This window comes from Pseudescherichia vulneris NBRC 102420 (assembly GCF_000759795.1).
GTDB classification, from domain to species: Bacteria; Pseudomonadota; Gammaproteobacteria; order Enterobacterales; family Enterobacteriaceae; genus Pseudescherichia; species Pseudescherichia vulneris.
On the sequence record NZ_BBMZ01000002.1, the window covers coordinates 361,982 to 386,783 of the forward strand.

Consider the following 24,802-nt stretch of genomic DNA (forward strand, 5'->3'; position numbering starts at 1 on the left):
GGTGGCGCTACGCTTACCGGGCCTACAGGTTTTACGCTACGGTTACGCCGCTTTTCTCTTCGCTGCCGAAGGCAAAAAGCCCTCCAGCACGATCAACGCCGCCCCAATACAGATAGCCGTATCGGCGAGGTTAAAGGTCGCGAAGTGCCAGTCGCCGACGTAGAAGTCGATCATATCGACCACGAAGCCGTGCCACAGGCGGTCAAACAGATTGCCCAGCGCGCCGCCAATAATCAGCGCGTAGGCAATGTTGTTCAGCTTCTGCGAGGCTCTGGCGCGATACATCATCACCGCCAGCACCACGCAGATGCCGATGGCGATCCCTGCGAAGAACCAGCGCTGCCAGCCGCCTTTATCGGCGAGGAAGCTAAACGCCGCGCCGTAGTTGCGCGCATAGTGCAGATTAAACGACGGGAACAGCGAGACCGTCTCCCCCAGATTGAAATTCTGGAGGATCAGGAATTTACTGCCCAGATCGATAATCAGCACGACTACCACCAGCCACAGCCAGCGTAGCCCTGTTGAAAAGATCGGTTTACTCATCAGGCAAACTTACGTTTTTCGCCGTCACCGGCGACGTTAACCACACAGCGTCCGCAAATTTCTGCGTGTTCCGCCACCTTACCGACGTCGGTCGTGTAGTGCCAGCAGCGCTGACACTTCTCACCTTCGGCCTTGCTCAGCGTCACCTTCAGCCCTTTGAGCAGCTCGCTCTGCAGGGCGTCGGCCGGCGCGTGAGTATAGTCTTCAACCTTGGCACCGGAGGTCAACAGGATGAATCGCAATTCATCGCCCAGCGCCGTCAGCTTCGCTGCCAGCTCAGGCTCTGCATAGAGCGTCACCGCCGCTTCCAGCGAGCCGCCTACCTTCTTGTCGGCACGCGCCTGCTCGATAACTTTGTTCACCTCGCCGCGGACCTTCAGCAGCTCGCTCCAGTAAGCATCGTTCATGGCTTCCGTTTCGGCCAGGCCGAACAGGCCTTCATACCACTCACCGGTAAAGACATACTGCTCGCGCTCGCCCGGCAGGTAGCCCCAGATCTCATCGGCGGTAAAGGACATGATCGGTGCCATCCAGCGCACCAGTGCCTCGGCAATGTGGTACAACGCAGTCTGGCAGCTGCGACGAGCAACACTGTCGGCTTTCGCGGTGTACTGGCGATCCTTGATGATGTCGAGATAGAACGAGCCCATCTCGATAGAGCAGAAGCGCATCAGGCGCTGCACCACTTCATGGAAGTCGTAAGACTCGTACGCCTTGAGGATATCCTCCTGCGCGGCCTGGGCACAGCCTACCGCCCAACGATCCAGCACCACCATCTCTTCCGGTTTCACCATGTCTTTTGCCGGATCGAAACCGTTGAGGTTCGCCAGCAGGAAGCGCGCGGTGTTACGGATACGACGATAGCTGTCGGCGGCACGCTTGAGGATCTCATCCGATACCGCCATCTCGCCGGTGTAGTCCGTCGAGGCTACCCACAGACGCAGAATATCCGCGCCCAGCTTGTTCATGACGTCCTGCGGCGAGACGGTGTTGCCGATGGATTTCGACATCTTGCGTCCCTGACCGTCCACGGTGAACCCGTGGGTCAGCACCTGACGATACGGCGCTTTGCCTTTCATGGCGGTGGAGATCATTAGGGAGGACATGAACCAGCCGCGATGCTGGTCAGAACCTTCCAGATACATATCCGCCGCGTGACCGGCAAACTCAGGGCGCACGTCCACGACCGAGGAGTGGGTAGAGCCGGAGTCGAACCAGACGTCCAGGGTATCCGGCACCTTCACGTAGTTATCAGCATCGTCACCCATGATGTCGCGCGGGTCGAGATCCCACCACGCCTGGATGCCATCCTCTTCTACGCGTTTCGCGACCGCTTCGATCAGCTCCTGCGTGCGCGGATGCAGTTCTTCGGTATCCTTATGTACGAACAGCGACATCGGGACACCCCAGGTACGCTGACGAGAGATACACCAGTCAGGACGGTTGGCAACCATCGACTCGATACGTGCCTGGCCCCAGTCTGGGATCCACTGCACGCCTTTGATCTCTTTCAGAGACTGCTCGCGCAGGCCCTTCTGATCCATGCTGATAAACCACTGCGGCGTAGCGCGGAAGATGATCGGCGTTTTGTGACGCCAGCAGCACGGATAGCTGTGGACCAGCTTCTCCAGATGCAGCAGCGCGCCCTTCTCCGTCAGCAGTTCGGTGATGATGTTGTTCGCCTTGAAGACGTTAACGCCGTCCAGCGTCGGGTAGGTTCCCGGCAGATAGCAGCCGTCTGGGCCCACCGGATTTGCGGTTTCAAGGCCATATTTCTGACCGATCACGTAGTCGTCCGGGCCGTGGCCAGGGGCGGTATGCACCGCACCGGTACCGGCATCGAGGGTCACGTGGTCGCCAAGGATCGCCGGCACGTCGAAGCCCATAAACGGATGGGTAAAGCGCATCAGCTCCAGCTCGCTGCCTTTTACCGTGCCGAGGATGCTGTACTCTGCCACGCCGATGCGTTTCATCACGCTCTCGACCAGATCTTTGGCAAGGATCAGCGCCTGGCCATCGATCTGCACCAGCGCATACTCAAACTCAGGCGACAGGGAGATGGCGCGGTTCGCCGGCAGCGTCCACGGGGTGGTGGTCCAGATCACCAGCGAGATCGGACCGCTGACGCCCGGCAGGCCAAACTTGGCTTTTACTGCATCCTGATCGGCGGCCTGGAAAGCCACGTCGATGGACGGAGAGGTTTTGTCATAGTACTCCACCTCTGCCTCTGCCAGCGCGGAGCGGCAGTCAACGCACCAGTGCACCGGCTTCGCGCCTTTATGCAGGTGGCCGTTGCCGATGATCTTGCCCAGCGCACGGATGATGTTGGCTTCGGTTTTGAAATCCATGGTCAGGTACGGATGCGCCCAGTCACCCAGCACGCCCAGACGGATAAAGTCTTCGCGCTGGCCGTTAACCTGTGCGGCAGCGTACTCGCGGCACTTGGCACGGAACTCGGCGGCGGTGAACTTCTCGCCCGGCTTGCCGTACTCCTGCTCAACCTTCAGCTCAATCGGCAGACCGTGACAGTCCCAGCCCGGCACGTAAGGCGAATCGAAGCCCGTCAGCCCTTTGGACTTAACGATAATGTCTTTCAGAATCTTGTTAACCGAGTGACCGATATGAATGCTGCCATTCGCATAAGGAGGGCCATCATGCAGAATGAAGGTTTTTTTGCCTTTCTTCGCGGCACGGATGATGCCGTACAGGTCATCATCGTTCCAACGCGCCAGCATTCCCGGTTCGCGTTTGGCGAGATCGCCACGCATCGGGAACCCTGTTTCCGGCAAATTCAGGGTTGATTTAAAGTCACTCATCAGATTCTCGGTTCCGTAATTAAAAACGTGTTTAGCCATTACGCCAGGTTTGATAACCCAAATAACTCGCGGGCGGTTAACTCATCGTTGGCGATTTGCGCCTTTAGCTCATCCAGCGAGGCAAATCGCTTTTCGCTGCGGATCTTTTTTCGCAGCACTACTTCTATATGGCGGCCATAAAGGTCCATTACAACGTCCAGCAGGTGCACTTCCAACTGCTGGCGCACGCCTTTGACCGTGGGGCGGGTACCAATATTGGCCACGCCGGGCAGCGGTTTATCGCCCAGACCCATCACTTCTACCGCATAGACCCCTTTAACCGGGGAGACCTGACGGCGCAGAGGAACGTTCGCCGTCGGGAAGCCAATGGTGCGTCCCAGCGCGTCGCCGTGCACGACGCGACCGGAGATAGAGAACGGATGGCCTAGCAGGCTTTCGGCCAGCGGCAGGTCGTCATCCGCCAGCGCCTGGCGCACCGCCGTACTGCTGATACGCACGCCGTCTTCGCAGAAGGTTTGGGTGCTGGTGACGTCAAAGCCGTACTCCAGGCCAGCCTTCTGTAATAACAAGAAATCACCCTGCCGACCAGCACCAAAGCGGAAATCGTCGCCGACGGCAAGAAAGCGCACGCCCAGGCGATCCACCAGCAGGTCGCTGACAAAGTTTTGCGCTGTCAGGGCAGCAAAGCGGCGATCGAAGCGCACGCAGAGGACGTAGTCGACGCCGCACTCGGCCAGATAGCGCAGCTTTTCACGCAGGCGCGTCAGACGGGCCGGGGCTTTATCGCCCGCGAACAGCTCCAGCGGCTGCGGTTCAAAAATCATCACCACCACCGGCAGGCCGCGTTTGCGCCCTTCAGCGATCAGGCCGCGCAGCAACGACTGATGCCCCCGGTGCACGCCGTCGAAATTACCAATAGTCAGCACACACCCTTGCGGGGCCTGGCTGAGATTATGTGTGCCGCGTATCAGCTTCATGTCTGGCTCAAAACAGTGAAAATCGTCCGAGTATACCTTGTACAGCGTTTAAGGTTAACCGGCGATTGGCCTTGTAAAACAGAAAGCGCCAAGGATTTCATTGCGCTGTCTGCCTACCTAAAGAAAAAGTCGTGTTTCACAGTGAATTTTGTCATAGAAAGGCTGTATTCATGACCAGCAAGCTGGTAGAATCTTGCCCCATCACACGTAACGAGCGTCGCAACGTAGCGCCGCTTATTTGCACAAATCCATTGACAAAAGAAGGCTGAAAGGGCATATTCCTCGGCCTTTGAATTGTCCACATAGATCATATTTGGGAGTTGGACCTTGGCTAATATCAAATCAGCTAAGAAGCGCGCCGTTCAGTCTGAAAAGGCACGCAAGCACAACGCAAGCCGTCGCTCTATGATGCGTACTTTCATCAAGAAAGTATACGCAGCGATTGAAGCTGGCGACAAAGCAGCTGCACAGAAAGCATTTAACGAAATGCAACCGATCGTGGATCGTCAGGCCGCTAAAGGTCTGGTCCACAAAAACAAAGCAGCGCGCCATAAGGCTAACCTGACCGCGCAGATCAACAAACTGGCTTAATCGCCCGTCTGCTGAGCTTTGTTAAAAAAACCCGCCAAGGCGGGTTTTTTTACGTCTGGACTATGCCGCTGGCGTACTAAAACGTACTCTTAGCAGCAGATAGCCAATCACCGCCGACAGCAGCGAGCCGGTCAGAATGCCCAGCTTCGCCCAGTCCACCAGCTCAGGATCGATGCCGTCAAACGCCAGGTTAGTGATGAAGATGGACATCGTAAAGCCAATGCCGCACAGCACACCAATAGCCATGATCTGATTGAAGGCCGTTCCATGAGGCAGTTTCGCCAGCTTCATCCGCAGCGCCAGCCAGGTAAAGAGCGTAATGCCCAGCGGCTTGCCGATAAGCAGGCCGGCAATAATCCCCAGCGGCAGCATCGAGGCCAGCCCGCTCAGCGTCACACCCTGTAACGGCACGCCCGCGTTAGCAAAGGCGAACAGCGGCAGGATAAGCCAACCTACCCACGGATGAAGCACATGCTCCAGCTGGCGGGAGGGTGATACGCCCTCTTCTTTCGTTAAGGGGATAAAGAACCCGAGGATCACCCCGGCGATAGTGGCATGCACGCCTGACTTCAGTACCGCCGTCCAGAGAACCAGCCCCACCAGAATATAGAGGCCGGTGCGCCGAACGTTGAGGGCATTCATTATCGCCAGCACCACGACCGCCAGCGCGGCGACGCCCAGCGAGACCATCGACAGATCGCTGGTATAGAACAGGGCAATAATCACGATGGCACCCAGGTCATCGATAATCGCCAGCGCCATCAGGAAGATCTTCAGCGCAGGGGGAATACGACTGCCCAGCAGCGCCAGCACGCCCAGCGCAAAGGCGATATCGGTCGCGGTAGGGATCGCCCAGCCGTGACTCACCACGGGGTCATGCGCGTTAAACGCCAGGAAAATCAGTGCCGGGACCACCATCCCCCCTACTGCGGCGATGACCGGGAATATCGCCTGATGAAAACTGGCTAACGCCCCCTGGATTAGCTCGCGCTTTACCTCCAGCCCAATCAGCAGGAAGAAGACGGCCATCAGCGCATCGTTGATGAACAGCAGCATGTTCTTATTGATGTCGAGGGCACCGGCCCTGAACTGCACCGGCAGGTCGAGAAAGGCACGGTAGGCCTCTTGAGTCGCACCCAGATTGGCGCAAAGCATAGCCAGCAGGGCGGCAACGATCAGCGTCACGCCCCCGGACGCATCGCTGTTAATAAAGCGGCGCAAATGTTTCACAACGGCTCCTTCTGTTTAATTTACTCATCGTCTGAAACAGTTTAACCGTCTGGATCGCCAGGGGACAGAAATAATGAAAAAGCCTGGGCGCAAACCCAGGCTTTTTAAAACAAGACGGACGCGTGCGGTTAGCGCGTCAGGTCATCAAAGAACTTCTTTACGCCGTCGAAGAAGCTTTTAGAGCGCGGGCTGTTATGTTCACCCGTTGGGCCGCCGAAGCTCTCCTGAAGATCCTTCAGCAGCTGCTTCTGCTTCTCGTTGAGGCCCACCGGCGTCTCAACCACCACGCGGCACAGCAGGTCGCCCTGCGCGCCACCGCGCACCGACTTCACGCCTTTACCGCGCATGCGGAACAGCTTGCCGGTCTGGGTTTCGCTCGGGACCTTCAGGTTAACGCGGCCGTCCAGCGTCGGGACCTCAATCTCACCGCCCAGCGCCGCCATGGCAAAGTTGATCGGCACTTCACAGTAGAGGTTGTTGCCTTCACGCTCGAAAATCGGGTGCTGCTTCACCTGTACCTGAACGTACAGATCGCCTGCCGGTGCACCGTGCTCCCCTGCTTCGCCCTCGCCGGTGAGACGAATACGGTCGCCGGTATCGACGCCTGCCGGGATCTTCACGGACAGGGTTTTGCTCTTCTCAACGCGGCCGTGGCCGTGGCACTTGTTGCACGGATCTTTGATCAGCGTACCGCGTCCCTGACAGTGCGGACAGGTCTGCTGTACCGCAAAGAAGCCCTGGCGCATCTGCACCTGGCCGGAGCCGTGACAGGTCGGACAGGTCTGTGGCTGAGTACCGGCTTTCGCGCCGCTGCCGTGACAGATATCGCACTCTTCCAGCGTCGGGATACGGATCTCTTTAGTGACGCCGCGTACGGCCTCTTCCAGCGTCAGCTCCATGTTGTAGCGCAGGTCCGCCCCGCGCGACGCGCGCTGACGACCGCGACCGCCGCCAAAGATATCGCCAAATACATCGCCAAAGATATCGCTAAAGTCAGCGCCACCGCCGCCAAAACCGCCGCCGCCGCCCATGCCGCCCTGCTCAAACGCCGCGTGACCATACTGATCGTAGGCCGCACGCTTTTGCGCATCGGTCAGGACTTCATACGCTTCTTTAATCTCTTTAAATTTGGCTTCGGCCTCTTTATCGCCCTGGTTGCGGTCCGGGTGGAACTTCATCGCCAGACGCTTATAGGCCTTTTTGATTTCACGCTCTTCCGCACTTTTCGGAACGCCTAAAATCTCGTAATAGTCTTGCTTTGCCATTTGTTTATCTGCCCCTAACATGCGAGCACGGGCGGAGAGGAAACCTCTACGCCCGTGCTGGTTTTCTACCCTACATCAGGGCGATTATTTTTTGTCTTTAACTTCTTCGAACTCGGCGTCGACCACGTCGTCGTCTTTCGCGTTGTTCGCAGAAGCGTCAGCGCCACCCGCCTGCTGCTGGGCATGCTGCTGCTGAGCAATTTCCATCAGCTTCTGGGAAACCTGGGCCAGCGCCTGCATTTTCGCTTCAATATCGGCTTTGTCTTCACCTTTCAGTGAGGTTTCCAGCGCGCTCAGCGCAGACTCGATAGCAGTTTTGTCGTCAGCTGGCAGCTGATCGCCTGCTTCTGTAACCTGCTTACGGGTGCTGTGCAGCAGGTGGTCACCCTGGTTGCGGGTCTGTACCAGCTCTTCGAACTTACGGTCAGACTCGGCGTTAGCTTCCGCATCCTGAACCATTTTCTGGATCTCATCTTCGTTGAGGCCAGAAGAGGCTTTGATGGTGATCTTCTGCTCTTTACCGCTGTTTTTGTCTTTCGCAGAAACGTGCAGAATACCGTCGGCATCGATGTCGAAGGTCACTTCGATCTGCGGCATGCCGCGCGGTGCCGGGTTAATACCGTCGAGGTTGAACTGGCCCAGCGATTTGTTATCGCCTGCACGTTTACGCTCACCCTGCAGCACATGGATGGTTACCGCAGACTGATTGTCTTCCGCAGTAGAGAACACCTGGCTGTGCTTGGTCGGGATAGTGGTATTCTTGTTAATCAACGCGGTCATCACGCCGCCCATGGTTTCGATACCCAGGGAGAGCGGAGTCACGTCGAGCAGCAGAACGTCTTTCACATCACCGGTCAGCACGCCGCCCTGAACAGCAGCACCGATAGCCACGGCTTCGTCCGGGTTAACGTCTTTACGCGGCTCTTTGCCAAAGAACTCAGCAACTTTCTTCTGCACCATCGGCATACGGGTCTGGCCACCGACCAGGATCACGTCCTGCACGTCGGAGACGGAGAGGCCTGCATCCTGCAGCGCAACTTTCAGCGGCTCGATAGAACGGTTTACCAGGTCTTCTACCAGGCTTTCCAGTTTCGCACGGGTCACTTTGATGTTCATGTGTTTCGGACCGGTCGCGTCTGCGGTGATGTACGGCAGGTTCACGTCGGTCTGCTGGGCAGAGGAGAGCTCAATTTTCGCCTTCTCTGCGGCTTCTTTCAGGCGCTGCATCGCCAGCGGGTCGTTACGCAGGTCGATGCCCTGATCTTTCTTAAACTCTTCAACGAGGTAGTTGATCATACGGCTGTCGAAGTCTTCACCACCCAGGTGGGTATCACCGTTGGTTGCCAGCACTTCGAAGGTTTTCTCACCGTCAACTTCGTCGATTTCGATAATAGAGATATCGAAGGTACCGCCACCGAGGTCGTATACGGCGATAGTGCGGTTGCCAACTTCTTTATCCAGACCGTAGGCCAGTGCCGCTGCGGTCGGTTCGTTGATAATACGTTTCACTTCCAGACCGGCGATACGGCCAGCGTCTTTGGTTGCCTGGCGCTGAGCATCGTTGAAGTAAGCCGGTACGGTAATAACCGCTTCAGTCACTGGCTCACCCAGGTAATCTTCAGCCGTTTTCTTCATTTTTTTCAGCACTTCAGCAGAGATCTGCGGCGGTGCCATTTTTTGGCCTTTTACATCAATCCATGCATCGCCGTTGTCGGCTGCAATGATTTTGTACGGCATGATGGCTTCATCACGCTGTACTTCTTCGTCCTGGAAGCGGCGACCGATCAGGCGTTTAATCGCAAACAGGGTGTTTTGCGGGTTTGTCACTGCCTGACGTTTAGCCGGCTGGCCTACCAGAGTTTCACCATCCTGGGTATAGGCAATGATCGACGGCGTGGTGCGATCGCCTTCGGCGTTCTCCAGCACACGTGCAGTGGTGCCATCCATAATCGCTACACAAGAGTTGGTAGTACCCAGGTCGATACCAATAATTTTACCCATCTAAACGTCTCCACTAAAAATTTGTTCATCATGTGGTTGTGAATCTGTAATAAGGGCAAATGATGCGGTTTCAACTGCCCCGAACTGTTTTTTTTCAGACTCACCACTTCGGTTGACTACAAGATGGGGACGTAACGCAACGCATCAAGGGGCGCGAGAGAAAATTTTTTTGCCCGCCTGCCTGGATCACCGCAATGCATTCACCCCCGTGATTAAAATCAACGAATCATTCACTGAAAAACTGTAATAAAAAGAAAAGATTAGTTGCATGAACCTTTTTCTTTGCAGGGGTATTATAGGGAGTGACTAAAGATGGTTTAACCGAGTAAGAGAACATGATGAAAACCTTATTATCCCTTGCGACCTCCCTGGCGCTGGGCATGCTGCTGACCAGTACGGCGCAGGCCAACGATCATAAAGTGATGGGCGTGATTGCTATGCCAAGAAACGAGACCAGCGATTTGGCGCTAAAAATGCCGGTTTGCCGCGTCGTAAAGCGCATCCAGCTTACCGCCGATCACGGTGATATCGATCTGAGTGGCGCATCCGTCTACTTCAAAACCGCAAAAAGCGCCAGCCAGAGTCTGAGTGTGCCCTCCTCACTGAAAGAGGGGCAGACCACCGACTGGATCAATATCAATAGCGATAACGACAATAAGCGCTGCGTGGCAAAAATCACCTTCTCTGGTCATACGGTGAACTCCTCTGATATGGCAACGCTAAAAATCATCGGCGATGACTGATCCTCGCCGCTTCTTTTATGGGACATAACACACCATGAACGTCAGATACCTAAACGACGAAGATTTGGATTTTCTTCAGCATTGCCGCGAGGATCAGCTGGCCGAGCTGACGCGTCTGCTTACCCATAACGATAAGGGAAAGGCGCGGCTGTCAGGTACGCTACAGCATAACGAGTTGTTCAGAGCGATGGAGGGCCACCCCGAGCAGCACCGCTGCAACTGGCAGCTGATCGCCGGTGAGCTACAGCATTACGGTGGTGACAGCATTGCCAATAAGCTACGTGGGCACGGCAAGCTGTATCGCACCATTTTGCTGGACGTGGCGAAACGGTTAAAGCTCAAGGTAAACAAAGAGAGCTCTACCTTTGAGATTGAACAGGATCTGCTGGCGCACTTCCTGCGTAACGCCTGGCAGAAGATGGATGCCGATCAGCAGCAGGCGTTTCTACAGGAGGTTGAGGCAAAAGTCACTGAGCTTGAGGAGCTGCTGCCGTTGCTGCTTAAGGATCCGGCGCTGGCGAAAGGGGTTTCCCATCTGCTTGCCAGTCAGCTGACCCGCATTCTGCGTACCCATGCCGCCGTTAGCGTCATCGGTCACGGACTGGTGCGCGGCGCTGGCCTTGGCGGCCCGTTGGGCGCTGCCCTAAACGGTGTGAAAGCCGTAAGCGGTAGTGCCTATCGCGTCACCATTCCCGCCGTACTGCACATTGCCTGTCTGCGACGGATAACCGCCGTGGCACAGGCGTGATCCCCCTGCCGAAAATATATTTCATTTCACCCTGTTCAGATCATAGACAGGGTGATTGCCGCTCATTATGATGCCGCGCCCCGCCACCACTCTCTGCTGGCGGGGCCTTTACTTTCACCATTTTTATGATGATTTTTTTGAGGATTTATGGGCGACACTAAGTTGGCTAATCCGGCTCCGCTGGGCTTAATGGGCTTCGGCATGACCACTATTCTGCTTAACCTGCACAATATTGGCATGTTCCCGCTGGATGGCGTTATCCTGGCAATGGGCATCTTCTACGGTGGCATCGCGCAAATTTTTGCCGGGCTGCTGGAATATAAAAAAGGCAATACCTTTGGCTTAACCGCCTTTACCTCTTACGGCTCCTTCTGGCTCACGCTGGTGGCGATCCTGATTATGCCCAAAATGGGTCTGGCGGATGCCGCCAACGCGCATTTCCTCGGCGTCTACCTGGGGATCTGGGGCGTGTTTACCCTGTTTATGTTCTTCGGCACGCTGAAAGGCGCGCGTATGCTGCAGTTCGTGTTCCTGAGCCTGACAGTGCTGTTTGCGCTGCTGTGCGTTGGACACCTGGCGGATAACGAAAGCATCGTGCACGTGGCAGGCTGGATTGGCCTGGTCTGCGGCGCAAGCGCAATCTATCTGGCAATGGGTGAAGTGCTAAACGAGCAGTACGGTCGCACCGTGCTGCCGATTGGCGAAAGGATCTAATCCATCTGATGCTCCAGCGGTTTACGCAGGAGCATCGTTCATTTTTTCAGGAGAGTACCAGCGCGTCGAACGCCTCTTCGGATAAGCCGGTCAGCTGTATGATCTGTGCTCGTTCCATTCCCTGGTTCAGCATGGCCAGAGCAATGCGAATCGTGGCCTCCTGACGACCTTCAAGGACTCCTTTTCCGTGGCCTTCCTGTCTAAGTTGTTCTGCAATAGTCATTAGAATACCTTTATGTTGCGGGGCTTTGTTCGCCAGCAAACGAATCAGCGCACCATGATCTACCGTATTTCCAGCCTGAACAAGATAGTTAATGGCAGTCCTGAGCTGCTGTCCGGTAGTGTATCCCTCCAAAAGTAGGGAAACCAAATGCTCATGAAATACCATGAGATCCCGCGCACGAATATGCTTCTGCAAAAACTCAAGCAGCGCCACTCTGCGATGAGTCAGGATGCTATCGTCGGGAATGACCGTAACATCAACTAAGAGAAATTCTTGGGCGTAGAGCTGTTGTGCCAACGTGGGGTTTTCGAATGCATCCAGCCAGCACATCGAGAAAGGATACGGGCTTACGGCACCGTGGTAGAAAAGAATCGGGATCACCAGCGGTAATTTTTCATTCCCGGCATCCAGATGGCGTTGCATTGCGGCCAGTGCGTAACGCATAAGTCGAAAGGTCATTTGTTTGTCAGGGGTACTTTGGTGCTCCAGCAAAGCATAGACATAGCCCGCGCCATAACGGGTTTGCACTGACCAAAGCACATCGGAATGACGAGCCTGTAAGTTTTCCTCAATAAAACTGCCTGATTCAAGACGTAACGTTTTGAGATCGCAAAGCTTTAATAGGTGCTCGGGAAGATGAATTTCAAGGAAGTCACGCGCAGTTTCAGGATGGGTCAAAAATTGTTTGAACACAGCGTCGTGAGGGGCGGACGGCGAGATCCTTGCCATGTTTTTTCCTTTTACGTTGAGCCTGCCCGGAGTATTCACCTCATTCTGGCGCTTGTCAGAATGAGGTGAGCACCTTGCGAAGAGGCTCGGAAAAAACGCAGCTAGCGGAAAACTATAAGGATGTTTGCTTGAGTTCACCGCGCGGCAAGCTTTCTTGCGAGTTCATATCCTGCCGCAGCCAGATCCCTAATCCTAAGCCCACCAGCGCCAGCGCCAGCACGTACCAGGCGGGGGCCAGCGGAGAGACGCCCATCAGCAGGGTAACCGCAATCGGCGTCAGTCCGCCAAAGATGGCGTAAGAGACGTTGTAGGAGAAGGAGATCCCGGTAAAGCGCACCTCGGCCGGAAACGCCCGCACCATCACGTAGGGCACGGCGCCGACGACTCCCACACCCAGTCCCGCCAGGCCATAGAGCAGAGAGAGATGCTCCGGGTGCGTACCGGCAAAGTGATAGAAGATGCCGCTGGTGCAGGCCAGCAGAATGCTGCCCACGATAAAGGTTCTGCTCGCCCCGAAGCGATCCGCTGCCAGCCCGGCCAGCAGGCAGCCAATACAGAGCATTATGGTCGCCACGCTGTTGGCCTGCAGGGTCAGGGCCGGAGCAAGTCCATACTGCTTTTGCAGCCACACCGGCGACATCAGGATCACCACCACGATGCCGGCGGAGAGCAGCCAGGTGAGCAGCATTGAGATCGCCACCGCCTTTTTATGCTTTACCACCACCGCCTTCACCGGCAGCTCCTGGGCCAGGGCCTTACGCTGCTGCATCTCAAGGAAGATCGGCGTCTCCTGCAGCCAGCGGCGCAGGTACATCGCCACCAGGCCAAACGCACCGCCGAGCAGGAACGGAATACGCCAGCCAAATTCGTGCAGCATCTCCGGCGTCATGGTGCGGTTCACCACCGTGGCGACCACCGATCCCAGCAGGATGCCCACGGTCAGTCCCGCCGTCAGGGTACCGCAGGCGATACCGATCCGGCGGGCAGGCACGTGCTCAGCAACAAAGACCCATGCGCCCGGCACCTCGCCGCCAATCGCTGCGCCCTGTAAAAGACGCATCAGCAGCAGAAGCAGCGGCGCGGCAATGCCGATAGAGGCGTAGGTGGGCAGCAGGCCAATCGCCAGGGTGGGCACCGCCATCAGCAGAATACTCAGGGTAAACATCTTCTTACGCCCGACCAGATCGCCAAAGTGCGCCATGATTATGCCGCCCAGCGGCCGCGCCAGATAGCCTGCGGCAAAGATACCGAAGGTCTGAACCTGACGCAGCCACTCGGGAATATCCGCCGGGAAGAATAGCGCGCCGACGACGGCAGCAAAGAAGACGAAAATGATGAAATCGTAAAACTCCAGCGCGCCGCCAAGGGCAGCGAGCGAGAGCGTTTTATAATCCTGGCGATTCAGTGGGCGGGCGTTTTCAGACATAGCGAACCCTGTGCAAAGAGGGGTGGATGATTTTATTATTTACGGCATATGTAAACTTAAAATTACTATACCGTAAAAAAATCAGCACGCCACTCTCTCCCTCTCCTATTGCACAGCTTATGCCAGAAAAGCCGCTTATTTAGGAGATTGTTTCGCGTCGAGCGCTCTTAGGCCGAAAAGCTGCTACCACCTCGGGATGGGTTTCCACATAGGGCCCCTCCAGAAGCTGTAAACAATAAGGTACACTGGCAAAGATACCTGGCACAACGACTTTCCCGTCAGGCTCTTTAACACCTTCCAGCGTCTCCTGGATCGATTTCGGCTGGCCGGGAAGATTAAGGATCAGCGCCTGCTTGCGGATCACGCCCACCTGACGCGACAGGATCGCGGTAGGGACAAAGTGGAGACTGATCTGCCGCATCTGTTCGCCAAAGCCGGGCATCTGGCGATCGGCAACGGCCAGCGTCGCATCGGGCGTTACGTCGCGGCGCGCGGGGCCCGTGCCGCCGGTGGTCAGGACCAGGTGGCAGCTCATCTCATCCACCAGCTCGCACAGCGTCTGCTCGATGATCGCCTGCTCGTCCGGAATAAGACGGGTTTCAATCGTAAAGGGGGTGGCGAGGGCGGAGGCCAGCCAGGCTTCGAGGGCAGGAATACCCTTATCCTGATAGACCCCGTTAGAAGCGCGGTCAGAGACAGAGACTAAGCCGATGCGTAACGTATTCATAGTATTTCCGTTCAAACAATATCGATACGGGAATGATACACGCAGAGGGGAACAACAGACAGGATCGAAAAGCAGGAGCGTGACCGGAGACCCGGCCACGCAGCAGGATTACAGCAGATCGCCGATCATGGTTTCCAGTTTACCCTGGTCCACGGCAAACTTGCGGATACCGTCCGCCAGTTTGTCTACCGCCATCGGATCCTGGTTGTGTTCCCACAGGAACTCGGCTTCGGTGATGCGTTCCGGACGCGCTTTCACTTCACCGCTGAAGGAGAGCTTACGCTCAATCGTACCTTCGCTCTCTGCCAGCTCTTTCAGCAGCGCAGGGGCGATGGTCAGACGGTCACAGCCTGCCAGCTCAATGATTTCGCCAACGTTACGGAAGCTTGCGCCCATGACCACGGTCTCATAGCCGTGCTGCTTGTAGTATTCGTAGATTTCGGTAACGGAGACCACGCCCGGATCTTCTGCCGGAGCGTACTCTTTCTTGTCGGTATTGGATTTGTACCAGTCAAGAATACGGCCTACGAACGGCGAAATCAGGAACACGCCCGCTTCAGCACAGGCACGCGCCTGAGCGAAGGAGAACAGCAGGGTCAGGTTACAGTTGATGCCCTCTTTCTCCAGCTGCTCAGCGGCACGAATGCCCTGCCAGGTGGAGGCCAGCTTGATCAGGATGCGATCGTTGCTGATGCCCGCGTCGTTGTAGAGCTTGATCAGACGCTTGGCTTTGGCAATGGAGCCTTCGGTGTCATAGGAGAGACGCGCGTCTACTTCAGTAGAGATACGGCCCGGCACCAGTTTCAGGATCTCCAGACCGATGTTCACGGCCAGCTTGTCAGAGGCGTCAACGATCTGCTGCGCGCGGTCGCTGCTCTGGCTTTTCGCCCAGCTTACGGCATCGTCAATCAGCTTGCGGTATTCAGGGATCTGGGCTGCGTTAAGGATCAGAGAAGGGTTGGTTGTAGCATCCTGCGGCTGATACAGCTTCATTGCCGCGATATCTCCGGTGTCGGCCACCACGGTGGTGAACTGACGCAGGGAGGTCAATTTATCCGTCATAATCGTGTTTCTCTTTAAACAGCTTGTTAGGGGGATGTAACCGGTCTTCCCTGATGATATCACGCCGCACTGTCAGCGCAACCGCAGACAGTGCCCTATCCTGGAGTATGGTAGACTCAATCAACGACGCGTTGCGCCGCCGCAAATTGGCAGCGTTTACACTGGCCGATCGGCATGAACAAGAGGAATGTGAATGCCAGACTTTTTCCTGTTTATCAACGAAATACTCTGGGACTCGGTGATGATCTATCTGCTTATCGGAGCAGGGATCTGGTTTACCGTGCGCAGTGGATTTATTCAATTCCGCTACCTGCGCCACGTCGGCAAGAGTTTGAAAAATAGCGTGACGCCCCAGCCGGGCGGGCTGACCTCATTTCAGGCGCTCTGCACCAGCCTCGCGGCGCGCGCTGGCAACGGCAACCTGATGGGCGTGGCGCTGGCTATTTCCGCCGGTGGACCGGGTGCGGTGTTCTGGATGTGGGTCTCTGCGCTGATCGGGATGGCAACTACCTTTGCCGAATGTGCGCTGGCGCAGCTCTATAAAGATCGTGACGAACATAACCAGTTTCGCGGCGGCCCCGCCTGGTACATTACCCGTGGCCTGGGCATGCGCTGGTTGGGCATTATATTCGCCCTCTTTCTGCTGGTTTATGGGCTGATTTTCAATACCGTCCAGTCCAACACGGTGGCCCACGCCCTACGCTACGCCTGGGAGATACCCGAGCTGCTCAGCGGTGTGCTTTTAGCTGCCGCCGCGCTGCTGGCGATACGGCTCGGCATTCGCGGTGTTGCCCGCATCATGCAGTGGCTGGTCCCGGCTATGATTCTCGTGTGGGTACTTGCCAGCCTGCTGATCGGTGCCTGGCATGTTGATCAGCTGCCCGGCATCATCAACGCTATCTTCCGCGGCGCCTTCGGCTGGCACGAAGCTGCGGCAGGCGCGCTCGGCTATACCGTCAGCCAGGCCCTGACCAGCGGCTTTCAACGTGGCATCCTGTCGAACGAGGCGGGAATGGGCACCACGCCTAACGCTGCGGCCGCAGCGGCATCCTGGCCTCCCCATCCGGCCGCGCAGGGGATTGTGCAGATGATCGGCGTCTTTACCGATACCCTTATCGTCTGTACCGCCAGCGCGCTCATTGTCCTGCTGGCTAACGAGTCAGCAGCGGACACGCCCCTCAACGGCATTGAGCTGGTGCAGCAGGCGATGGTCTCTCTGACCGGCAGCTGGGCCGCCGGGTTCGTCGCGGTCATTACCGCTCTGTTTGCCTTTACCACCATCGTGGTGAACTACATCTATGCCGAAAATAACCTGATATTTTTGCGCCTGCACAGCAAGCGCAACCTCTGGCTGATGCGCGGCGGCACGCTGCTGATGGTGATAACCGGATCGCTGCTGAGCCTGCCGATGGTCTGGCAGATGGCGGACGTGATGATGGCGCTAATAGCGATTGTTAACCTCAGCGCCATCCTGCTGCTGTCGCCGGTGGTGCGGATTATCGCCAATGACTACCTGCGCCAGCGCAGGCTGGGCATACGGCCGGTGTTTAATCCCCAGCGCTACCCGGAGATCCAACGCCAGCTGGCTCCCGGCGCGTGGGACAATCTGCCGGACCGCTAGGCGAGCAATCGCAACTATCGATCAACGCAGGCGCTTTTTTTGCTAAAGTCCGTTTTTTGCGCCAGTCTGCGCATATTTCCCTGAGGAGTGGACATGCTGATTCTGATCTCACCGGCCAAGACGCTGGATTACCAAAGCCCGCTGGCCACCCAGCGCTATACGCAGCCGGTGCTGCTGGATCACGCCCAACAGCTGATTGACGTTGCCCGCCAGCTCTCCGCACCGCAAATCAAGACCCTAATGGGCATCAGCGATAAGCTGGCCGATCTCAATGCCACCCGTTTTCACGACTGGCAGCCGGACTTTACTCCCGACAACGCCCGTCAGGCTATCCTCGCCTTTAAGGGCGATGTCTATGCCGGTATGCAGGCTGAGACCTTCAGCGACGACGATTTTACCTTTGCCCAGCAGCATCTGCGGATGCTTTCAGGCCTCTACGGCGTGCTGCGCCCGCTCGATCTGATGCAGCCCTACCGTCTGGAGATGGGCATTCGCCTGCAGAACCCGAAAGGCGGCGACCTGTATCAGTTCTGGGGAGAGACCATCACCCACACGCTCAACGAGGCGCTGGCGGCGCAGGGTGATAACATTATCGTTAATCTGGCGTCGGATGAGTACTTCCGGGCGGTGAAGCCGAAACAGCTTGCTGGCGAGATCGTAAAACCGGTATTCCTCGATGAGAAAAACGGTGTCTTTAAGGTAATTAGCTTCTATGCCAAGAAAGCGCGCGGGCTGATGAGCCGCTACATCATTGAAAACCGCCTGACGACGCCGGAGCAGCTCAAGGCGTTTGACGTGGATGGCTACGTCTTTGATGAAGAGATGTCGAAAAAGAACGAGCTGGTCTTTAAGCGTAGCGAACGTTAAAAGCCGCGCCGCGAGCGCCAGGTGGCCCGCGACGCGGCCGTGATTAGTGGTGATGACGGTCCGGGCCGTGGCCGCGATGATGGCCGTTGTCGTGATGATCAAAGTCACGACGGTCCGGCCCATGCGGCTGCCAGCGGTTTTCGCGCCACTCGTAATGTTTTTTCCAGTAGCCGTGGTCACGCCAGTGGCCGCCGTCCCAGTAGTTGCCGCTGTTGTCGCGATCGCCAATCTGCAGTTTCACCGACGGCAGCAGGGTGAGTTCGGCCGCCTGGGCCGCCATTGGAGCAACGGCCAGCATAGAGAGGGCGAGGATCAGAGGTTTTAAAATAGGCTTCAACATGGGTAACTCCTTACTTCTTTTTTGGCCCGTTACGGGTTGATGTAAAGAGATTACGCAATCTGTTACCGCGTTGTTATTCTCTGCAATCCTAATCTGTAAGTGACCGCATTTATTGGGAATTTCTACTTTTTCTCTGCCATATTCCTGCACATTTTCTTCATATTTGGGCGTAAAAAAAGCCCGGTGGCGACGATGCCTTACCGGGCCTACAGAGACAACAACAATCTTTACGCTTTTTGCATCATCAGCGCGCGCAGGGCGGCAAAATCAGCAGGCAGGCTGTGGGAGAGCAGCGGCAGCTCGGCGCGCTCAGCCAGGGCGGCAGGCAGATCCAGCGTATCGCCAAGGATCGCCTCGACGCTCTCTTTGAATTTCGCCGGATGCGCGGTGCCAAGGAACAGGCCGTACTCGCCTGGATGCAGCTGGTCGCGCAGGGCACGGTAGGCCACTGCCGCGTGCGGCTCGGAGAGATACCCCTTCTCTTTCAGCTCCAGCATGGTGGCTTTGGTCACCTCGTCGTCGATGGCGGCATAGCCCAGCTCGTTCAGACGCCAGATCTTACGGCGGAACAGCTCCTCCACGCGCGGCCAGTTGTTCGGCTGGCTGACGTCCATGGCGTTGGAGAGCGTCGCCTGGGTCACATTCGGGCTCCACTCCCCTGCTTTCAGGAAGCGCGGCACGGTGTCGTTGGCGTTAGTGGCAGCAATAAAGCGCTTCACCGGCAGCCCCAGCGATTTCGCCAGCAGGCCGGCGGTGAGATCGCCAAAGTTTCCGCTCGGTACAGAGATCACCAGCTGGTTGCGCGCTTCCTGCGGCAGCTGCGCCACCGCCTCGAAGTAGTAGCAGATCTGCGCCAGCAGGCGGCTGATGTTGATGGAGTTTGCCGAGTTCAGCCCCAGAGCCTGCTTCAGCTCTTCATCATCAAAGGCCTGCTTAACCAGCGCCTGACAGGCGTCAAAATCGCCGTCGATCGCTACCGTCTCGATATTGCCCCCCAGCGTACAGAAGAGTTTCTCCTGCAGCGGGCTGATTTTGCCCTGCGGGTAGAGGATCACCACGCGGACATTTTTCAGGCCATAGAAGGCGTGCGCCACGGCTGCGCCGGTATCGCCGGAGGTCGCGGTCAGGATGGTGACCGGCTTGTCGCCGCTGATGTGGGTCAGCATCTGCGCCATAAAGCGGCCGCCAAAGTCTTTAAACGCCAGCGTCGGGCCGTGGAACAGCTCCAGGCAGCCGATGTCTTCTTCTACCTTGCTTACCGGGGCGGGGAAGGTAAAGGCCGCACGCACGCGCTCCTCCAGCAGCTCCTGCGGGATCTCATCGCCAATAAAGGCGGCAAGGATCTTTGCGCTACGGCTAACGAAATCCTGCTCCAGCATCTCGTCGATTTCGGTCAGGTTGAACTCGGGCAGATCGTGAGGGAAGAACAGCCCTTGCTGTTTACCCAGCCCCTGCGTTACCGCCTGGGCAAAGGAGACCTGCTCGTTATGATCTTTAAGGTTGTAGAGTTTCATTAATTATCCCAGTACGCGTGCGCCCGCTGTATCCAGCCGGCAAATATGAACGAAGCCTTCCTGATTCTGCAGATAGTGTTTACTCAACCAATCTGCGACGCGCTGCGCGGTGTCCGGCCGGTCGCAGAGCGCGAACAGCGTCGGCCCCGACCCGGAGATACCGCTCGCCAGCGCGCCAATCTCTGCCACCGCCTGACGCGCCTCTTTAAAGCCCGGCAGCAGGCGGGCACGGTATGGCTCGGCAATCACGTCTTTCATCAGCTTCGCGGCCAGCTGCGGCTGGCGAGAGTAGCAGGCGTGAATAAACCCGGCCAGATGGCGCCCATGGGCAATGCAGTCCTGACGGCGATACTGTGCGGGTAAAATCGCCCGTGCCTCTGCCGTGGAGACCTTGATCCCCGGATAGGCCAGCACCCACAGCCACTCATCAAAGCCTGGCACCTGCTGGCTGATAATGCCGTTCTCTTCGATCATCAGCTGCATGCCGCCGAGGAAACAGGGGGCCACGTTATCGTAATGAATGCTGCCGGAGATGCGCCCCTCCAGCTCGCCCATTAGCGCCAGCAGGCGCGTATCGTTCAGCGGCTTACCGCAGTGCTCGTTCATCGCCATCAGCGCGGCAACCACGGAGCAGGCGCTGGAGCCGAGACCCGAGCCAATCGGCATATTTTTTTCCAGCGTCATGGTCACCGGAATGGTTTTATTCAGCTCCTGGCAAAAACGCTCCCAGCACTGATAGACAATATTTTCCCGCGGCTCCGGGGGCAGCTTATCCGCAAAGCGCCCTAGATTATTCAGGCTAAAACGGTCGGCCGCCTCCACCGTGACCACGTCGCCCAGCAGGGAGCCATCCACCGGCGTTACCGCCGCCCCAAGCACGTCGAAGCCAACGCTCATATTGGCGCTGGAGGCCGGGGCATACACTTTCACCATGTTAAACTCCTAACTTCCATGAGAGGGTGCGCAGCAGATCGGCAAAAACGCCTGCCGCCGTCACATCGTTGCCCGCACCGTAACCGCGCAGCACCAGCGGCAGCGGTTGATAGTAGTGGCTGTAGAACGCCAGCGCGTTCTCACCGTTTTTCACTTTATAGAGCGGATCGTTGCCGTCTACCTCGGCGATCTTCACCCGGCAGACGCCATCCTCTTCGATATTCCCCACGTAGCGCAACACTTTGCCCTCATCGCGCGCTTTCGCCACCCGAGCGGCAAAGACGTCGTCAAGCTGCGGCAGGCGGGCCATAAAGCTGTTTACGTCACCGCTGTCGTCAAAGCCTGCCGGCAGCACCGGCTCGATAACGATATCCGTCAGCTCCAGCTCGCGCCCCGTCTCGCGGGCGAGGATCAGCAGTTTGCGCGCTACGTCCATGCCGGAGAGATCGTCCCGCGGATCCGGCTCGGTATAGCCCAGATCCCGTGCGATCCCGGTCGCTTCCGAAAGGCTCATGCCTTCGTCCAGCTTACCGAAAATAAAGGATAACGATCCGGAAAGGATCCCGGAAAAACGCTGCAATTCATCGCCCGCGTTAAGCAGGTTTTGCAGGTTTTCAATCACCGGCAGCCCTGCCCCAACGTTGGTGTCGTAGAGGAACTTGCGGCGCGATCCGGCGGCGGCATGGCGCAGCTGGTGGTAGTAGGCCATCGATGAGGTGTTGGCTTTCTTGTTCGGCGTGACCACGTGGAAGCCTTCGCGCAGGAAGTCGGCGTACTGATCGGCCACCGCCTGGTTGGAGGTACAGTCCACGATCACCGGGTTGAGCAGATGATACTCTTTGACCAGGCGGATCAGCCTGCCCAGGTTAAACGGCTCTTTCGCCTCCGCCAGCTCCGCCTGCCAGTTATCCAGGTTGAGGCCGTGCACATTAGTCAGCAGCGCCTTTGAATTGGCTACGCCGCAGACCCGCAGATCGATATGCTTGCCCTTCAGCCAGCTCTGCTGACGCTTGAGCTGCTCCAGCAGCGCGCCGCCGACGCCGCCGACGCCAATCACGAACACCTCAATCACCTGGTCGGTATTGAACAGCATCTGATGGGTGACGCGCACGCCGGTGGTGGCGTCGTCGTTGCTAACCACCACCGAGATGGAGCGTTCGGACGAGCCCTGAGCAATCGCCACGATGTTGATATTGGCGCGGGCCAGCGCGGCGAAGAATTTAGCCGAGATGCCGCGCAGGGTACGCATGCCGTCGCCGACCACCGAGATAATCGCCAGTCGCTCCATGACCGCCAGCGGCTCCAGCAGACCCTCTTTCAGCTCAAGGTAGAACTCATCCCCCAGCGTCCGGCGCGCACGGGCGCAGTCGGCCTGCGGCACGCAGAAGCTGATACTGTACTCGGACGAGGACTGGGTGATCAGCACCACCGAGATCCCGGCCCGTGACATAGTGGCAAATACCCGCGCCGCCATTCCGACCATGCCTTTCATACCGGGGCCGGAGACGCTGAACATCGCCATGTTATTGAGATTAGAGATGCCCTTCACCGGCAGGCCGTCGTCGTCAGAGGTCGGCCCGATCAACGTACCGGGCGCCTGCGGGTTACCGGTATTTTTAATCAGGCAAGGGATCTGGAACTGGGCGATAGGGGTAATGGTGCGTGGGTGCAGCACCTTCGCGCCGAAGTAGGAGAGCTCCATCGCCTCCTGGTAAGACATGGACTTCAGCAGTCGGGCATCGGGCACCTGACGCGGGTCGCAGGTGTAGACCCCGTCAACGTCGGTCCAGATTTCACAGCAGTCGGCACGCAGGCAGGCGGCCAGCACGGCAGCAGAGTAGTCAGAGCCGTTGCGCCCCAGCACCACCAGCTCGCCCTTCTCATTGCCCGCAGTGAAGCCAGCCATCAGGATCATATGGTCTGCGGGGATCTGGCTGGCGGCGATGCGGCGGGTGGATTCGGCGATATCTACGGTAGATTCGAGGTAGTGGCCCACGGCGAGCAGTTTTTCTACCGGATCGATCACCGAGACCTTATGTCCCCTGGCTTCCAGCAGCCCGGCCATAATCGCGATGGAGAGCTTCTCCCCCCGGCAGATAATGGCGGCGTTGATGCTGTCCGGGCACTGGCCCAGCAGGGCGATGCCATGGAGAACGTGTTTGATTTGCGCGAACTCGTGCTCAACCTGCTGTTTCAGCCGGGCAAGGGGGAAACCGGGCTGAACCTCGGCCAGGCCTGCAAGCAGGTCGGCAAAAATGTGCTCTGCGTCGCTGATGTTGGGTACGGCATCCTGGCCCCCGATGGTTTTCTCAATCATCGCCACCAGGTGATTGGTAATTTTGGCCGGGGCAGACAGCACGGTTGCAACCTGCCCCTGCCTGGCATTGCTCTCCAGAATCTCGGCAACACGCAGAAAACGTTCTGCATTTGCCACTGACGTACCGCCGAACTTCAACACTCGCATGGTATTACCCCTTGATTTTTGCTCGAAAAAAAAGCCCGCACTGTTCAGGTGCGGGCTTTTTTCTGTGTTTCCTGTACGCGTCAGCCCGCACCGTTACCTGTGGTAATGGTGGTGGTAATAATTGTCAGCGTGCTGATGCGATTCATGGATGTTGTGTGCTCTGTCATTTTTATCTGTCTGTCTTGTATAGCTATACGGTTAAAGGATATCCCTGCCTGAGTCAATGAATTTCTGCTTTTTGCCCTTTTCATCCTCTGCGCAGGTCGCGCTGCGCTGACCGCACTTTTCTCCGCACTCTCACCGGAGGAAAAAGCGATATCAGCATCTTTTACCATAACAAAAAGCGATGACAGCGTTTTACTCTGCGAGTTTTTTTTCGATATCGTGCAACAAACGGTGCAGCATGGCAGTGTCGCGCTGCGCAAACAGACCCAGCCGCTGCTCCAGCCAGTCGGCTAGTTTGACGTCATCCGCCACGCCCAGCGTCCCCAGCAGCGATCGCGCCCGCAGACGCAGCGCCTTGAGCTGCTCTTCACTCTGGATCACGACCGGTTCGTTGCGCTGTTGCATTAACGATGCTAACTGGTAACAGTAGACCATCACGGCCTGTCCAAGATTCAGCGACGGGTAATCGGCAACCATGGGTACGCCGGTGAGAACATCAGCCAGGGCTAACTCCTCATTGGTTAAACCTGAATCTTCCCGGCCAAATACCAGCGCGGCGCGCTCCATCCACTGGCTCTTCTCCTGCATTAGCGGCAGCAGTTCAGCAGGCGTGGCGTAGTAGTGGAACTTTGCCCGGCTGCGGGCGGTGGTAGCCACCGTAAAATCGATATCGGCCAGGGCATCGGCGAGCGTGGGGAAAAACCTTGCGTTATCAATAATATCGCCGGATCCATGAGCTACCCAGCGCGCCCCCTCCTGCCGGTGGGCTTCGCTGTCGACAATGCGCAGATCGCTAAAGCCCATGGTCTTCATGGCCCGGGCCGCCGCGCCAACGTTTTCAGGCCTGGCGGGTGAAACGAGTACTATTGATACATGCATGGGTTACTCTCTGGTGTGCCCGATGGCGGGCTAAAAAGGCAATCAACATCAAGTTATTACGCATCACAAATTTACAAAAACGTAACACGAATCACTGAATTTGCATCAGGAAATGCTTAAAAATTACTACACTGTTTACTGGGGTAATTAGCAGCCAGTATGTTAACAGAACAGGATTATCCCTATGTTACGCATGATAATCTGCCTGAAGAGCGCTATTCAGC

22 protein-coding genes, 1 pseudogene and 1 other annotated feature are annotated in these 24,802 nt (G+C 57.1%); of the genes and pseudogenes, 6 read left to right on the top strand and 17 right to left on the bottom strand.

Annotation, left to right across the window (positions count from 1 at the left end):
• Positions 1-42 precede the first annotated feature (42 nt).
• The 4 genes and pseudogenes from lspA to EV102420_RS22680 all read right to left on the bottom strand — a co-directional run bounded on the left by lspA (position 43) and on the right by EV102420_RS22680 (position 4,584).
• On the bottom strand, positions 43-543 hold the full coding sequence (gene lspA, locus EV102420_RS01840; RefSeq protein ID WP_042388174.1) for a signal peptidase II: 501 nt from the start codon (positions 541-543) through the stop codon (positions 43-45).
• Complete coding sequence (gene ileS / locus EV102420_RS01845) at positions 543-3,359, bottom strand: isoleucine--tRNA ligase (protein ID WP_042388607.1); 2,817 nt, start codon at positions 3,357-3,359, stop codon at positions 543-545. Before ileS ends, lspA begins: the two co-directional genes overlap by 1 nt.
• A 38-nt stretch (positions 3,360-3,397) precedes the next feature.
• Entirely contained in the window at positions 3,398-4,336 is a 939-nt protein-coding gene (ribF, locus tag EV102420_RS01850) for a bifunctional riboflavin kinase/FAD synthetase (RefSeq protein ID WP_042388176.1), read from the bottom strand.
• Positions 4,337-4,343: 7 nt separating this feature from the next.
• Positions 4,344-4,584: pseudogene (locus EV102420_RS22680) on the bottom strand (DUF2575 domain-containing protein).
• Between the two features lie 79 nt (positions 4,585-4,663).
• Here EV102420_RS22680 and rpsT point away from each other — a divergent pair.
• Entirely contained in the window at positions 4,664-4,927 is a 264-nt protein-coding gene (gene rpsT / locus EV102420_RS01855; protein WP_042388178.1) for a 30S ribosomal protein S20, read from the top strand.
• 60 nt (positions 4,928-4,987) lie between these two features.
• Here the strand turns inward: rpsT and nhaA are convergent, their stop codons facing one another.
• The 3 genes from nhaA to dnaK all read right to left on the bottom strand — a co-directional run bounded on the left by nhaA (position 4,988) and on the right by dnaK (position 9,423).
• Positions 4,988-6,157: a Na+/H+ antiporter NhaA gene (nhaA, locus tag EV102420_RS01860; protein ID WP_042388180.1), complete on the bottom strand. Its 1,170-nt coding sequence runs from the start codon at positions 6,155-6,157 to the stop codon at positions 4,988-4,990.
• A gap of 128 nt (positions 6,158-6,285) precedes the next feature.
• Positions 6,286-7,422: a molecular chaperone DnaJ gene (dnaJ, locus tag EV102420_RS01865; protein WP_042388181.1), complete on the bottom strand. Its 1,137-nt coding sequence runs from the start codon at positions 7,420-7,422 to the stop codon at positions 6,286-6,288.
• 84 nt (positions 7,423-7,506) lie between these two features.
• A complete protein-coding gene (gene dnaK, locus EV102420_RS01870) occupies positions 7,507-9,423 on the bottom strand; it encodes a molecular chaperone DnaK (protein ID WP_042388184.1) in 1,917 nt (638 codons plus the stop codon).
• 338 nt (positions 9,424-9,761) lie between these two features.
• Here dnaK and EV102420_RS01875 point away from each other — a divergent pair, with 338 nt between their 5' ends.
• From EV102420_RS01875 to satP, 3 genes are all read left to right on the top strand, one after another.
• Complete coding sequence (locus EV102420_RS01875; protein WP_042388185.1) at positions 9,762-10,166, top strand: DUF2541 family protein; 405 nt, start codon at positions 9,762-9,764, stop codon at positions 10,164-10,166.
• Positions 10,167-10,200: 34 nt separating this feature from the next.
• Positions 10,201-10,914 (top strand): acidic protein MsyB, encoded by a 714-nt coding sequence (gene msyB / locus EV102420_RS01880; RefSeq protein WP_042388186.1) that lies wholly within the window; start codon positions 10,201-10,203, stop codon positions 10,912-10,914.
• A 147-nt stretch (positions 10,915-11,061) separates the two neighbouring features.
• Positions 11,062-11,628, top strand: a complete 567-nt coding sequence (satP, locus tag EV102420_RS01885) for an acetate uptake transporter (protein ID WP_042388187.1) — start codon at positions 11,062-11,064, stop codon at positions 11,626-11,628.
• A gap of 46 nt (positions 11,629-11,674) precedes the next feature.
• Here satP and EV102420_RS01890 read toward each other — a convergent pair whose 3' ends face one another.
• From EV102420_RS01890 to tal, 4 genes are all read right to left on the bottom strand, one after another.
• Complete coding sequence (locus EV102420_RS01890; RefSeq protein WP_042388188.1) at positions 11,675-12,580, bottom strand: Rpn family recombination-promoting nuclease/putative transposase; 906 nt, start codon at positions 12,578-12,580, stop codon at positions 11,675-11,677.
• A gap of 112 nt (positions 12,581-12,692) precedes the next feature.
• Positions 12,693-14,006 carry an MFS transporter gene (locus tag EV102420_RS01895; protein WP_042388189.1) on the bottom strand — a complete coding sequence of 438 codons (1,314 nt, stop codon included), beginning with the start codon at positions 14,004-14,006 and terminating at the stop codon, positions 12,693-12,695.
• Positions 14,007-14,145: 139 nt separating this feature from the next.
• Entirely contained in the window at positions 14,146-14,733 is a 588-nt protein-coding gene (gene mog / locus EV102420_RS01900; protein ID WP_042388190.1) for a molybdopterin adenylyltransferase, read from the bottom strand.
• A gap of 108 nt (positions 14,734-14,841) precedes the next feature.
• Entirely contained in the window at positions 14,842-15,795 is a 954-nt protein-coding gene (gene tal / locus EV102420_RS01905) for a transaldolase (protein WP_042388191.1), read from the bottom strand.
• A 193-nt stretch (positions 15,796-15,988) separates the two neighbouring features.
• On the opposite strand from tal, the gene EV102420_RS01910 reads away from it, so the two are divergent.
• A complete protein-coding gene (locus EV102420_RS01910; protein ID WP_042388194.1) occupies positions 15,989-17,416 on the top strand; it encodes an alanine/glycine:cation symporter family protein in 1,428 nt (475 codons plus the stop codon).
• 93 nt (positions 17,417-17,509) lie between these two features.
• Complete coding sequence (yaaA, locus tag EV102420_RS01915) at positions 17,510-18,283, top strand: peroxide stress protein YaaA (protein ID WP_042388196.1); 774 nt, start codon at positions 17,510-17,512, stop codon at positions 18,281-18,283.
• Between the two features lie 43 nt (positions 18,284-18,326).
• Here the strand turns inward: yaaA and EV102420_RS01920 are convergent, their stop codons facing one another.
• The 6 genes from EV102420_RS01920 to EV102420_RS01940 form a co-directional block, all read right to left on the bottom strand.
• Positions 18,327-18,623 carry a DUF2502 domain-containing protein gene (locus EV102420_RS01920; protein WP_042388198.1) on the bottom strand — a complete coding sequence of 99 codons (297 nt, stop codon included), beginning with the start codon at positions 18,621-18,623 and terminating at the stop codon, positions 18,327-18,329.
• A 227-nt stretch (positions 18,624-18,850) separates the two neighbouring features.
• Positions 18,851-20,137, bottom strand: coding sequence for a threonine synthase (thrC, locus tag EV102420_RS01925; RefSeq protein WP_042388199.1), 1,287 nt, complete (start codon positions 20,135-20,137; stop codon positions 18,851-18,853).
• Positions 20,138-20,140: 3 nt separating this feature from the next.
• Positions 20,141-21,070: a homoserine kinase gene (thrB, locus tag EV102420_RS01930; RefSeq protein ID WP_042388201.1), complete on the bottom strand. Its 930-nt coding sequence runs from the start codon at positions 21,068-21,070 to the stop codon at positions 20,141-20,143.
• A 1-nt stretch (position 21,071) separates the two neighbouring features.
• Positions 21,072-23,534 (bottom strand): bifunctional aspartate kinase/homoserine dehydrogenase I, encoded by a 2,463-nt coding sequence (gene thrA / locus EV102420_RS01935; RefSeq protein WP_042388203.1) that lies wholly within the window; start codon positions 23,532-23,534, stop codon positions 21,072-21,074.
• Between the two features lie 24 nt (positions 23,535-23,558).
• Positions 23,559-23,679, bottom strand: a sequence feature (Thr leader region).
• Positions 23,615-23,680, bottom strand: coding sequence for a thr operon leader peptide (gene thrL / locus EV102420_RS21975; RefSeq protein WP_106403891.1), 66 nt, complete (start codon positions 23,678-23,680; stop codon positions 23,615-23,617). (Overlaps the previous feature by 65 nt.)
• A 211-nt stretch (positions 23,681-23,891) precedes the next feature.
• A complete protein-coding gene (locus EV102420_RS01940) occupies positions 23,892-24,578 on the bottom strand; it encodes a tRNA/rRNA methyltransferase (RefSeq protein ID WP_042388204.1) in 687 nt (228 codons plus the stop codon).
• Between the last annotated feature and the right edge of the window lie 224 nt (positions 24,579-24,802).